The organism is Staphylococcus sp. GDY8P120P (assembly GCF_017892065.1).
GTDB lineage: Bacteria > Bacillota > Bacilli > Staphylococcales > Staphylococcaceae > Staphylococcus > Staphylococcus nepalensis.
On the sequence record NZ_JAESKI010000012.1, the window covers coordinates 32,113 to 45,534 of the forward strand.

The following is a 13,422-nucleotide window of genomic DNA, read 5'->3' on the forward strand; positions in this document are numbered from 1 at the left end:
CCTTTTTCTTTTAGGAAACGCTTTCATTTATAGTTATTATTCTAATATACATTTTCGTTTATTTCAAATATTTTTTCGTTTATTTTCGTTTTATCTTTCTTTTGTTTTTTTTATAAAAAATTGTGTTAAACTGAACTATGAGATTAAGAAGGATGTGAATCATATGAAAATGTACGCGGATGAACGACGGGAACATATATACACTTACATAAAGTCACATAAGCGAGCTACGGTAAAACAGTTGTCAGATTATCTAAGCGTGACAGAAGCAACTGTTCGTAGTGATTTAAGACTTTTAGAAAGTGAAAATAAACTCACACGTACACATGGTGGCGCAAAAGTTAATAATAATATGAATTCAAAATTAAACTTTTCTTACCGCCTATCACAAAATCATCATGAAAAACATAAAATTAGTCAATACGCTCTAAATAAAATTGAACCACAACAATGTATACTTATTGATGCAAGTTCAACTACCTATGAACTCGCTAAATTAATATCAGAAACGACTATGGAGCTTACAGTTATAACCAATGGCTTAGAAAATGCTGTACTTCTAAAAGAAAACCCTAATTTAACCGTACTTGTAGTTGGAGGGTTTGTTTCCCAAGATTCAAATGCAATTACTGGAAATATCGATTCTCAAATTTTAGAAATGTATCATATCGATTATTTCTTTTTATCAGCAAATGGTTTTACATTGGAAAATGGTTTAACGGATTTCTCATTACCAGAAGTTCAATTGAAGAAGCAAATGGTTCAAGAAAGCGAAAAAGTTATCGCACTTATAGACCAAAGTAAATTTGATGTTTCATCCACACTTTCTTTTGCCAAAATTAACGATATTACTGAAGTTATTACTGATAAAAAACCAAATCGAAAATGGACAGAAAATATGCCTTTCAAATTAACTGTTGTTTAGTTAGTGGTTGCTTTCGTATAACATTAAAAATAAGCTGTATCCATTAGGAAAGTAACTCAATTCCTAACGATACAGCTTATTTTTATATTAAATCCATGAAACTGTTTATATTCCTCCAGTCCATCCAACATTTGTAAAGACATATAATATAAATGATCCGACTATAATCCAAATTAAAAACAATGGCGCCATAAATTTAAACCACGAACTAAAGTTCGCTTTGGCAATCGCAATTGCACCGACTGTTGCACCGAGCGTAGGTGTGATTAAATTACCTAAACCACCTCCAAAGGATAATGAAGTTAAAAGTAATTGATCATTCACACCTAGCGTGTGCGTCACTGGCTGTAATATCGGAACCATAACACTCATTAATCCTGAACCAGAAGGTACCAAGAAATTAAACACACTCGCAACTAAAAATATTAAAATTGAAACGACACCTGCTGAAGATCCATCGAGTTGTGTTGTTAACCCATTTACTATTGTGCTAAGTATTTTTCCTTTTTCTAAAATCACACTAATGGTATTAGCCATAATAATAGCAAATGCTACAACTAACATAGGCTTGGCGCCGGCTAGAAAACCATCTACCATTTCACCTGAACGCTTACGCTTTACTAAGTAAGCAATCACAAAGCTAATGCCAAATACAGTTATAAATACGCCATTACCATATTTTTCTGTCCATTTAAGCATACCGTTACCTACAGCTAAGATAATAGGTGTAAAAATGACTAGACTAACAACCACCACATCTCTCCAATTAATCAATCTATCTTGAATATTCATTTCATCATTTGATGATTGTGTCATGTGCTTCTGCCAAGATGTTGTATTCATCAAACTTTTGTTTGGATTTTTAATGACTCTTCTTGCATACCAAACAACGTATAACATTGTAACTAATAAAAACACTACATACATAATCGCTCTGCCACCATACCCAGAATATAAAGCGACTTCAGGGTAAACAATTTGCCCAATTTTTGCCATACCTGAAGGAGAAACAGAAAATGCCATATATAATGGGAGAAAGGTCATGGCAAGCGCAATAATTGGGTCTAATTTTAATCTTTTAGCCAAAATAACGCCTAGCGTAACAAAGACAATCATTTGGTCGCCACCTACAAAAAAACCTATAAATGCCATTAATGAAAACAACCCAATAATTAATGGTAAAGCACCAGCATGTTCAAATTTATATATCATATAATTGGTTAGTTTTGTCACTGAATCCAACTGCAATATACCACCTATAGCACCGCCAACAAATAATAATAAAGTCACTGTTTGAGCAGACTGAATGCCTCCGTTTAAAATCAAAGTAATAGCATAAAATGGATTAACGGGGTTTTGTGAAATAGCATGGTAAGTACCTTGCACAATTTCGCCACTCTTTGTAGTATCAAACTCACCTGCCGGAATAATGTATGTCAAAATACATGCAAACATCATCATCATTAACATCATTAATAACACATGTGGTAATTCGAATTTTCTTTTTTCTTTTGTTTTTATTTTGGTTTTTTCAACCTCTTTTTGCGACTGATATCTACGCTTATGTGAAGTTGCACCATATTCAGACATCTCTTTTCACTCCTTAAAATGAGATAAAATAAGTTCATTTCGCTAAGTTTATCTATTTGTTATCTTTGAATGACTATATCTATTTTCCTTGAAAGGAATACCAAGATGATCACGTAATGTATCTCCGTCATAGGATTGTGTATAGTAACCTTTTTCTTCTAATATAGGTAATACTTTATTTAAAAATTCATCATATATTTCTCCATAAACATGTGGGCCAAATATAAATCCATCTGCTGCCCCTTGTTCAAACCATTCAATCATCAGTTCAGCAACTTCGTTATATGTGCCTGTAAATGGCGAACGCCTTACCGTTTCTTCTAGTGCAACTTGTCTTAAAGTTAAATTTTGTGATTTGGCACGTTCAGCAATTGCATCTGTTGTAGCACGAAAACTATTTTTGCCTACTTCACCTAATTCAGGAAACGGTGCATCGAGTTCATATTGACTGAAATCATGATGATCATAATATCTTCCTAAGTAATCTAAAGCTTCTTCAATTGTAGCCAACGATTTAATTTCATTAAATCGCGCTTCTACTTCATCTTTATCTTTTCCAATGATTGGCGCAAGTATAGGATAGACTTTAATATGTTCTGGATTTCTTCCAAACGCTTGAGCTTGATCCTTAATACTGTCATAGTTACGCTTGGCAATATCAAGTGATTCCCCTAATGTAAATACGGCGTCTGCATACTTTGCAGCATATGCTTGTCCTTTCGGTGAAGCACCTGCCTGAAATATAACAGGTTGTCCTTGTTCTGAACGACTCGCATTTAAAGGCCCTTTAACTTGGAAAAATTGACCATTGTAATCTAATGTATGCATTTTACTTTTATCAACATATTCACCTGTCTCAACATCGAACATAAATGCATCATCTTCGTAAGAATCCCATAATCCTTGAACTACTTGGATATGTTCTTCTGCGATATCATACCGAATATCATGTTCTGGATGATCTCCTTTACTATAATTATCAGCACTTCCCGCTAAAGGTGACGTCACAACATTCCAACCGGCACGACCATTACTTAACTTATCAATAGTTGAAAGTTGTCTTGCAACTGTGAATGGCTCACTGTACGAAGTTGAAATAGTTCCTACTAACCCGATTTGTGTTGTTATCGGAGCAAGTGCTGCTAAAAAAGTTAATGGCTCATGCCTATCTAAAAAGTGTGGTATCGATTTTTCATTTATATATAACCCATCTGCTACAAAAACAAAGCTAAACCCAGCTTGTTCTGCTTTACGTGCGATATCCAATTGAAAATTAAAATTTGTACTTGCATCACTAGGTACTTCATCCGATTTCCAAGCATGCATATGACTACCAGGGCCATTCAACATAATTCCTAAATCTATCTTTTTATTAGTCATTTTACCCCTTCTTTCAAATTCTCTTTATTGTAAATTTGTGCTAACTGTTCTAATGTTTTTAAACGTAATGCATGATTTTTCACTGGCATATGAAACATAAACTCATCAACGTGATTATCAATATTTAATTCTTGAATCTGTTGTTGTATTGATTCAGCTGTACCATTAAATACTTCTATTTGTTGCGCTTCTATTTCAAAATGCTCTGAACTTTGCTTTTTAAAATCCTCAATTTGATGCTTACTACTTAACGTTAACTTACGCCCATCATTAAAATGCAACACATAATTTGTTCTTCCTTCTTCAATTAAGGCGCTATCTTCATCGTTCTCCGATACGACAGCAGCTAACGCGACGATTATTTTCCCTTCAGGATAATGGGCTTTATATGTACTGATTGCTTTGTGTAAAAGCGCCTGATCAGAATTTAAAAAATAAGCATAAATAAAACCAACTTTTTCATCAGCTGCAAAACATGCTGAACGCTCACTTCCCCCTAAAAGAAAGACTTGCGGTTTCTGAATTTCTTCATTACGGATTGTTGTTTTTAAATTTGAATAGGCATCTACTTCTGAAAATGTTTCATTATTAAATTGATTGAGTCGATGAAATTTATCGTTGAAAGATGTAGGTATGTCCTTGATATCTTCTTGCAAGGCTTGGGTAGCTAACGGAAAACCACCAGGTGCTTTACCAATACCTAAATCAACTCTTCCTGGAGCAATATGGCTAATAAAATGAAACTGCTCAATCACTTTGAATGGGCTATAATGCTGTAACATAACGCCACCAGAACCAACTCTTATATGGTTTGTTTGATTTAATAAATGCGTAACTAATATTTCAGGACTTGTCCCCACTACTTCATTTATATTATGATGTTCTGCCACAAAATATCTTGTATAATTTAACTTTTCTGCTACTTGTGCTAATTCAACGGTTCTAGATAAGCCTGTATTAACTGATTCATTATCGTCTATTGGACTTTGGTCAAGAATACTTATAGCTGTCATAAACAGCCCCCCAATCATTTTCTGAAAATTATATTAATTGTAATCTTAGACGTACTTCTTGTTTTTGTCAAGTATCCTTATCGATTTACTATGTTTTAAAAAGTGATGCCCACAGACCATTGTTCTCTCTCATTATCGATAAATGACGATACTAAAACGACACTAATTTTTAGCCCATACATGCTTTATTGCATAAAAAAAGAGACCCGATTGGATCTCTGATTGCCTACAAAGAGCAATGAGCTCTTGTATTCTTAAGCACAACAGATGGCCGGGTCTCTCAAAGTATGAAAATCAACATTGATTTCATATGTTTGCTATCATAATATTAAATTTTACATATACTATAGAACTCAACGTCATTTTTTTAATATGACCATCCTAATGTATGTTCTACTACGTTTTCATTTTCAATATTATCAATATCTATCATAGATTCTGAAATATTTCTTGAATGGTAACCAATACGTTCTAAGATAGCTATCATATCTAGATATAACAAGCCACCTTCTAACGTACACTCTCCTGAACTTAAACGCTTAATATGTTTTTTTCGGAGATCATGCTCAAGTGAATAAGAGTCATTACTTAAACTTACTATTTCATCTTTTTTAACTCTGTCATACACACTAAACATTTCAACTGTCTTTTCAAGAGACGCATTGACATGATTATATAATTTTTCAATACTTCTTTCTGCCTTCTCAGAAATCTGTATTGAGTCTGCTTCTTTTTTCTTTAAATCTAGTAAATACGCTTCAGTCAAACTCGCTACTTTTATAAACGTTCGATTTACGTCGAATAGTACAGACATTCTTTCTGCATCTTGTTTCGATATCTTTTTCTCTGAAATTTTAGTTAAATATTGTCTTACATTTTCATACATGCTTTCTACAGCAGCACGCTTTTGGAGTATCTCTTTTTCTGTTTTTCCATCACAATTTTTTATGTTTTCGAACATATCGAATGTCATTCTGCCTATGTTTTGAATTTCATCTTGTGCTTCTTGCAAAGCTATATTAGGCGCTCTATTAATTAAATTTTTATCTAATACTCTTGGCTTATATTTTTCATTCAAATCTTCACCTGGCACTAATTTCGTCACAATCCAAGCTAAAACAAAGATAAATGGTAATTGAATCAGTGTATTTGTTACGTTGAAAGTACCATGTGCAAAGGCGATTACCATTTCAGGTTTTAAATTCATGGCACCTTGCATCCACTCAATTACTAATTGAAATAGTGGCAAGATGATTAAGAATATCGTCGCGCCTATAACATTAAATAATACATGAACCAAGGCCACACGTTTTGCTGCTAATGATCCAGCTAAACTGGCAAGAATTGCAGTAATTGTCGTACCAATGTTATCTCCCAACAATACTGGTAAGGCACCGTGTAGACTAATCAAGTCATTAGCAAAGAACCCTTGTAAAATACCGATTGTGGCACTTGAACTTTGTATAATAACTGTTAAGACTGTTCCAGCTAACACACCATAAATTGGATTAGAAGACATATCTAACATAATTTGTTTAAAGGAATCTAAATTAGCTAATGGTTTTACTGCACCGCCCATTAATTCTAAACCATAGAACAATGCACCGAAACCAAATAAAATCATGCCTATATTTTTAACTTTGCGTTTTTGTATAAAGAAAATTAAAAACGCACCAATGGCTAAAATAGGCAACGAATAGGCACCAATATCAATACCTATAATAAATGCAGTAACCGTAGTACCAATATTCGCTCCCATAACGACGCCAATAGCTTGACGCATTGTCATAAAACCTGCACTAACAAGACCTATAGTAATAACTGTAGTACCTGAACTACTTTGAATTAAAATTGTCACAATCATACCTGCTAGTACACCCATCAAAGGGTTACTCGTAAAGGTATTTAATATACTTCTTAATCTATCACCAGCAGCAGCTTGTAAACCGTCGCCCATTTGTTTAATACCATATAAAAAGATTCCCAATCCACCTATAAAAGTAAATATAATCTCCATTACAGAAGAGTCCATCGTCACACCTCTTTAAAATATTTGTAAACTATGTGAATTATAACTAATTTTTGTTAAGCTAATGTTAATTTCTAGTTAAAATTAGAATCTAATTTCTAAATAATTTTGTAATCTTATTTCAACAGGCGTTTATTCGCATTTCAAAGCCCGTCATTACAACCCTGACAGTAATATGTACATTTATAAAAATTATGTCTATTTAATGAAATATCTAAATATTGATTAAATGCTTATCCAAAATAACATTAACAATATAGAATAGAACTTGTCATATTTTCAAATCTTCGCTACTATTAAAAAGAATTTAACGAAGGGAAGATTTATATTGTGATCACTGCTTATAAACATACACGTACACAAGAGGTTGTGACATCTACTTTAGACCATAACGCATCATGGATTAACGTTATAGACCCAAATTGGGAAGAAATAGAACAATTAATGACCTTATATCATATACCTGAAGATTTTATTAAAGACCCACTAGATACTGAAGAAAGTTCACGTATTGAATATGATGAAGATACACGCTATTCTCTTATTATTCTAGACTTACCTGTTGTCAATGATACAAACCTTAAAGTGCTGTCTTTTACCACGATTCCTTTAGGTATTATTATTGGTAATCAAAAAATAATTACTGTATGTAATATTGAAAATGAGTTTCTCGAAAAATTCAGCCAGCAAAATATTAATTTACATTTTCACAGTCGCTTCGCACTCAATATTTTATTAACTATTGCGAATCATTACAATAGAAATCTTAGATTATTGAACAAAACGAGATTACGTATAGAGCGTGATTTAAAAAATAATGTTACAAATAAGCAATTATATAACTTAATGGAAGTTGAAAAGAGTTTAGTTTATTTCTTAGCTGCACTCAAAGGCAATGAAACAATTATCAAAAAACTTTTTAGAGTACCTGCAATCAAGCGGTTTGAAGAAGATGAAGCGTTGCTTGAAGACTTATTAATTGAAAATAACCAAGCTTTGGAAACGACGCGATTATATACAGACATATTAGAAAGCATTACTACTTCGTATGCATCATTACTTTCAAATGAAATGAATAACACTATGAAAACACTAACACTATTCACTGTATTTTTAACGCTACCGACCCTAGTATTTAGCTTTTTTGGAATGAATGTTCCATTACCTATCGATGAACATAGTTATATTTCTTGGATTATCGTAATCGGTATTTCACTAACAATTGTTTCTTTAGTCGGCGCATTTTTATGGCGTAAACAAAAATTTTAATAAAAAGAACTAAAGACAATTTATCTTTATTTTTTATAAAAACACACCCCTAAAATGAATGATACCATTCAACTTTAGGGGTGTATCTTAAATTATTGTTTATCCGTAATCACACATATTTTTTTCTGAAAGACAAAGCATACGTTACAACAAATGTAACTATAAAAGTAATAGCTATACCTATGCCATAATGTAACCATCCGTGATTCACACCACTGATGGAAATGAACCCTGGTAAACCTGCAGTTCCTAATGCGATCGCTTTTACTTTAAAAAATGATATATAGGCTGCACCAATTCCAGAACCTATAATTGCTCCAATAAATGGGTATCTTAATTTTAAGTTCACTCCAAACATTGCAGGTTCAGTAACACCTAATAATGCTGAAATACCTGCAGCAGAAGCTATCCCTTTTAATTTCTTATTCTTTTTTATAATTAGAAAAGCAGCAAGCGCAGCTGCGCCTTGTGCCACATTTGACATCGTTGCTATCGGGAAAATAAATGATCCGCCGGTCGTTGCGTTATCAGCAATGAGCTGAGTTTCAATTGCGATAAAGCTGTGATGCATGCCTGTTATCACAATAGGTGCATATAACAGTCCAAATATTAGTCCTCCAATTGCACCGCCGAATTCATATAACCACGTTAAACCATCTGAAAGCCAGTAACCCAATGTTCTTGTTATAGGTCCAACAAATAAAAATGTTATAAAAGCGGTAACTAATATTGAGATTAAAGGTGTCAATAAGTTATCTAACACCGTTGGCACGACCTTACGCAATCCTTGTTCTAATTTAGCCAATATATAAGTTGCTACTAACATAGGTAATACTTGTCCTTGGTATCCGACTCGATTAATTTCTAACCCAAATAAATGCCAGTGAGGGATTGATTTTCCTAATTCAACCGCTTTAGGATAATCGTATGCGCTCATTAGTTCTGGGTGAACTAGAATCATCCCTAGGGCAGCCCCTAAAAACGCATTACCGCCAAAACGTTTTGCTGCGCTAAAACCAATTAAAATTGGTAGCAACGTGAAAGGTGCATTAGCAAATATATCAATCATTTCTGCTAAGCCTTTAAATTGGCTATGTACCTCTATTAAAGAATGATGATTATAAAATATACCTGGCGCTGTTAAAATATTATTAATACCCATTAACAAACCACCAGCTACAATTGCTGGGATAATAGGTACAAATATGTCTGATAACATTTTCACAAATTTTTGGAATGGGTTCATGCTCTTATTACCTTCAGATTTCACCTCTGAAGTTGTCGATGCTTCTTTTCCTGTGATTTTTTCCAATTCTGCGAACACCTTATTTACAGTACCTGAACCTATGATAATTTGGTACTGACCTCCTGTAGCAAAGGTGCCTTTTACTACTTCCATTGATGATAAACTTTCTTCATCAATCAAACTTTCATCTTTGAGCACAAGACGTAATCTCGTGGCGCAATGTGCCATTGCATCAATATTATTCTCTCCGCCAATCGCATTTAAAATACTCTCAGCTGATTTTTTATAATTCATAGTTTAACCTCCCAATAACGAAACCGGTTCCAAATTCCTTTACTATTATTGTAACCGGTTCCAAATTAGAACGCAATATTTTTTGAAATTTTGATGATTTTTAAGCTTTATTATTTATCCAAGAATCTCAATGTCCTTTTTGCTAATATCGCTATAATACTGGCTTATTTTAAAAATAAAATAGTCTTTGAGTTTGTTAATACTTTCCAACGTATCTAGCCCATTTTGTAAATGAATTAGCCATGACCTAGCTGGACAAGCCGTATTATAAAACTCTTTATGGATTCTTACCGTGGTTCTATTAACAGGTAAATGATATTTCTTTAATATTGCAGCAGCTAACCAGAAACTAACTTCTTCTACCTTCATAAACTCATTATCATTTAATACACCATTTATTTTAGATTGGCATCGTTCTATCCCAATATAGTGGGTATTCGCAAACTTATCTCCACAGTGCCATTCCGTATAATGTGTTGGATGAAACCAATAACAAGTCGTTTGATCAACATAAACACTTGCCCACCCTTTTTCTAACTCATCTTGGTCGATTCTTTTTTTTAACCAAGTGATATATGCTTTTGCTGTATAATTTTCTGCATCATCATGAAGTACCACACCTAATATATCTCTTTTCAATTCTGTGATTGTCTCAGTTAGATTAAAATAATCAGAATATATATGTTCCATAAGCCACTCTCCTATTATTAAAATTTCTTACCATGAACCACTTAAATTTATCTATAAAATAATTAAGGACGTATACAATTTAATTTATCAGACGAAATCAACTGCCAAAATAGGAAAAAAGTTATATTTAATATGTTAATATTCACAACTATTTATTATATAATGTAATTTAACTAATATATCAATACACTATTAGGAGTTGCTAGATTAAATGGAACATGCCACATTATGTATCCACGAGTTTTTAACTACAAACACTCGCCGTTGTATCAATCAAGTGATATTGTTATTTTCTTTAAAAGGTCAGATAGATATCAATATAAACGGTAAACAAGGGTCGTTTGATAGTAATATCGTCATCATCAATCATAGTGATCTGTTTCGTATCACACATGCAGAACAACTTGTTGAGTTAAAAATCCCTATTCAACAAATCATCCCGCTAAATCAATTGTTTTTTAATTGCCATTATGATGTTAAAGTTTTAAATTCATCAGAATATTTAAAGCATTTAATTTTAAATATGATTGAAAAATTAAGTGACCATAGCACAATAGAGCTACCACAATTAACTGAAATCATCGCTATCTTAGAACAAGAAACTAAAAAATCAAATGATTATTTTTACATACCAAACATCCAATCTGATAATGAACTGTTAAATAAAATATCAGAATATATTAAATGTCATATCACTCGGCCTATCATGTCTAAAGAAATTTCTGCTACTTTTTATATTTCTGCTTCATACATTTCAATTTTGTTTAAAAAGTATTTAGGGATCAGTTTTAAACATTATATTACAAGTTTAAAAATTGCCATTTCGCTTTCAGAGGTTATGAACAGTAATAAAACGATTTACACTATTTCAGAAAATATGGGGTTCAATCATTACGCAAATTACACGCAACAATTTAAAAATTATCTAAATTTAACACCCATCTCGTATAGAAAAAGGCTAAACTTACTACATCATAAGTCTGTTAAATTATTAACTACTGATGTAAGCGATTATTCATGTTATTTTAAATCACAATTAATTGATAAACCTCAGACATTTAATATACAAACAATCAATTTAGATTACCTAGAATACGATGACTCTGCGAAGCAACCTACTGTTTTTATTCATATAGATAGTATTATGGATGTTATTCAAACAAATTTAAATCAAAAGCTTAACTTTAGCGATCTTAGCAATTGCTATTTGCTCATAAATAACATTAGCAATCTTGCATTAGAGACATTAAATTTAAATGGCATTGTCAATTTTATCGATACACTGTTTTCTCAGTGTATGGGTGTGGTCATTAAAATTAAATCCATAGAACAATACGAAAAAGTCGAACAAGTTATCTCTCAATTCCTTATATTTAAACCAAAGTATCATAACCACAATGAGATGTATCATTTTATGATTCTATTCGATACAGAATATCTTTCTTTAAACGATGTAAATCGTTTGTATATCAGAGCTAAAAGTTTAAGTATTAATATCAAATTAGCTATAAATATTGAAGGTGTACTTAACCAAACGCAAAACCTCAATCATACAATTACACTTTTACATAGATTTAATTTTGACTTCAATTTTATCGATATAGAACGAAATGATGTCCGAGCTATGGTGCATAAATATAGCAATCGATTTGACAATATTTCAAATTATCAAGATTATTATGAAATATTCATCGCTATATCCAAGTTGAAGCCTTCCAAATGTGTATACACAAAGATTACGAAAAATTATTTTACTCAACGCGACCCCAAAACCCCTTTAGGGGTATCAGAAATGATGCAACATTTTTTATTTTTAATAAAAAATGGGGCTGCTATAGGTTATGAATTAATGTCTAAAAATGGCTCAGATATTGCTTTAATGAATCAACATGGCATTTATGAACCTATTGTTTATATCTTTCAGTTCTTGAAACCATTTTATAATAAACCTGCTCTGATACAATCTAATTATTTAATTACAAAAGATAAGCATGGTATACACTTATTATTATTTAATTCAAAACAACACACTACAGAAAAAACACAAAAATTCATATTAAAAAAACAATCATCTATTTCAAAATCGATTTTGTTTATTCGTACTTTAAATAGAGAACATGGTTTTATTGCTTACGCATTGCCGCCTATTTTTAATAATACTTTTATCGAGCAATCGCTTTTACGAAACATTGAACGTTCAAACATGCCAAAATCTGAATTACGGCATACTACGTTCCCTAATAGTCCAATAGAATTTGATATAGGACACGACGAAGTCAAATACATGCTTTTAACGCCTACGCATAAGTAACAATTTTTATATAATACAGTCAATAAGAAATAAGGCGAAATTCGTACAATTGTTTTTAAAAGTACACTCTTTACTTCTTCTTCAATCGCATTATCCTAATATTTTAGATATAACTGAAGTAAAGGTATATAAAGGAGAATCTTATTTTGAAAAACAATAAAATGTTTGCAATTATTATCAGTGCTATTATGGTTATTGTAGCAATTGTCTTAGTTATCATGATGGTTTCAGGCGGACAAAAAGAAACATATTTCGGCTACATGAAAAATAGTACAACAGCTGAAAAAGTGGTGAGTGAGAAAGACCATAAAGTAGAAGAAAATGTAAAAATACCTTCTGAATCAGGATTTAACCCTAAAAAAGGCGACTTCGTCAAATTAACTAAGTCTGAAAATGAAGACGACTATAGTAAAATGGAAGTAGTCGATCACGATGATGTACCACATGGTTTAATGATGAAGATCCATGACATGGACATGAAAGGCATGTAATATAAAATTAATTTAATAGCATTCTATTTATGGCTGGTGCGTTCATTAATGCTCCAGCCATAAATATGATATAGACAGTAGCTAATGTGTTGAAGCATAAACATATAGCACCATTCCACTTTTTAACTTCCCTGTAGACGCTAGATAACGAAACTTATTTAAAATTATCTATTTTATTTCTAGT

At 32.1% G+C, this 13,422-nt stretch carries 10 protein-coding genes; 4 read left to right on the forward strand and 6 right to left on the reverse strand.

Going from position 1 to position 13,422, the window contains the following annotated elements; all coding sequences use genetic code 11:
* The first annotated feature begins 163 nt into the window (after window positions 1-163).
* On the forward strand, window positions 164-925 hold the full coding sequence (locus KA900_RS08655) for a DeoR/GlpR family DNA-binding transcription regulator (RefSeq protein ID WP_096808546.1): 762 nt from the start codon (window positions 164-166) through the stop codon (window positions 923-925).
* Window positions 926-1,030: 105 nt separating this feature from the next.
* Here KA900_RS08655 and KA900_RS08660 read toward each other — a convergent pair whose 3' ends face one another.
* The 4 genes from KA900_RS08660 to KA900_RS08675 all read right to left on the reverse strand — a co-directional run bounded on the left by KA900_RS08660 (window position 1,031) and on the right by KA900_RS08675 (window position 6,940).
* The gene (locus KA900_RS08660) at window positions 1,031-2,515 is read right to left on the reverse strand and encodes a YfcC family protein (RefSeq protein ID WP_210139447.1); all 1,485 of its coding nucleotides are present in this window, start codon (window positions 2,513-2,515) and stop codon (window positions 1,031-1,033) included.
* A gap of 48 nt (window positions 2,516-2,563) precedes the next feature.
* Window positions 2,564-3,895 (reverse strand): LLM class flavin-dependent oxidoreductase, encoded by a 1,332-nt coding sequence (locus KA900_RS08665; protein ID WP_103372477.1) that lies wholly within the window; start codon window positions 3,893-3,895, stop codon window positions 2,564-2,566.
* Window positions 3,892-4,908 carry an MsnO8 family LLM class oxidoreductase gene (locus KA900_RS08670; protein ID WP_115341975.1) on the reverse strand — a complete coding sequence of 339 codons (1,017 nt, stop codon included), beginning with the start codon at window positions 4,906-4,908 and terminating at the stop codon, window positions 3,892-3,894. Before KA900_RS08670 ends, KA900_RS08665 begins: the two co-directional genes overlap by 4 nt.
* 367 nt (window positions 4,909-5,275) lie before the next feature.
* Complete coding sequence (locus KA900_RS08675) at window positions 5,276-6,940, reverse strand: Na/Pi cotransporter family protein (protein WP_103372479.1); 1,665 nt, start codon at window positions 6,938-6,940, stop codon at window positions 5,276-5,278.
* Between the two features lie 327 nt (window positions 6,941-7,267).
* On the opposite strand from KA900_RS08675, the gene KA900_RS08680 reads away from it, so the two are divergent.
* On the forward strand, window positions 7,268-8,206 hold the full coding sequence (locus tag KA900_RS08680; protein ID WP_115341974.1) for a magnesium transporter CorA family protein: 939 nt from the start codon (window positions 7,268-7,270) through the stop codon (window positions 8,204-8,206).
* A gap of 109 nt (window positions 8,207-8,315) precedes the next feature.
* On the opposite strand, the gene KA900_RS08685 is transcribed toward KA900_RS08680, so the two are convergent.
* Both KA900_RS08685 and KA900_RS08690 read right to left on the reverse strand, forming a co-directional pair.
* Window positions 8,316-9,746 carry a sucrose-specific PTS transporter subunit IIBC gene (locus KA900_RS08685; RefSeq protein WP_103372481.1) on the reverse strand — a complete coding sequence of 477 codons (1,431 nt, stop codon included), beginning with the start codon at window positions 9,744-9,746 and terminating at the stop codon, window positions 8,316-8,318.
* A gap of 114 nt (window positions 9,747-9,860) precedes the next feature.
* On the reverse strand, window positions 9,861-10,436 hold the full coding sequence (locus KA900_RS08690) for a peptidoglycan recognition protein family protein (RefSeq protein WP_096808539.1): 576 nt from the start codon (window positions 10,434-10,436) through the stop codon (window positions 9,861-9,863).
* A 211-nt stretch (window positions 10,437-10,647) separates the two neighbouring features.
* Between KA900_RS08690 and rsp the strand changes: the two genes are divergently transcribed.
* Both rsp and KA900_RS08700 read left to right on the forward strand, forming a co-directional pair.
* Window positions 10,648-12,747: an AraC family transcriptional regulator Rsp gene (rsp, locus tag KA900_RS08695; protein ID WP_147641329.1), complete on the forward strand. Its 2,100-nt coding sequence runs from the start codon at window positions 10,648-10,650 to the stop codon at window positions 12,745-12,747.
* Between the two features lie 146 nt (window positions 12,748-12,893).
* Window positions 12,894-13,238 carry a DUF4889 domain-containing protein gene (locus KA900_RS08700; RefSeq protein ID WP_096808537.1) on the forward strand — a complete coding sequence of 115 codons (345 nt, stop codon included), beginning with the start codon at window positions 12,894-12,896 and terminating at the stop codon, window positions 13,236-13,238.
* Window positions 13,239-13,422 lie beyond the last annotated feature (184 nt).

Coding starts and splice junctions, on each gene's coding strand:
- KA900_RS08660 (WP_210139447.1), bottom strand. CDS start 2,515: ATGTCTGAATATGGTGCAACTTCACATAAGCGTAGATATCAGTCGCAA.
- KA900_RS08670 (WP_115341975.1), bottom strand. CDS start 4,908: ATGACAGCTATAAGTATTCTTGACCAAAGTCCAATAGACGATAATGAA.
- KA900_RS08675 (WP_103372479.1), bottom strand. CDS start 6,940: ATGGACTCTTCTGTAATGGAGATTATATTTACTTTTATAGGTGGATTG.
- rsp (WP_147641329.1), top strand. CDS start 10,648: ATGGAACATGCCACATTATGTATCCACGAGTTTTTAACTACAAACACT.
- KA900_RS08655 (WP_096808546.1), top strand. CDS start 164: ATGAAAATGTACGCGGATGAACGACGGGAACATATATACACTTACATA.
- KA900_RS08685 (WP_103372481.1), bottom strand. CDS start 9,746: ATGAATTATAAAAAATCAGCTGAGAGTATTTTAAATGCGATTGGCGGA.
- KA900_RS08665 (WP_103372477.1), bottom strand. CDS start 3,895: ATGACTAATAAAAAGATAGATTTAGGAATTATGTTGAATGGCCCTGGT.
- KA900_RS08690 (WP_096808539.1), bottom strand. CDS start 10,436: ATGGAACATATATATTCTGATTATTTTAATCTAACTGAGACAATCACA.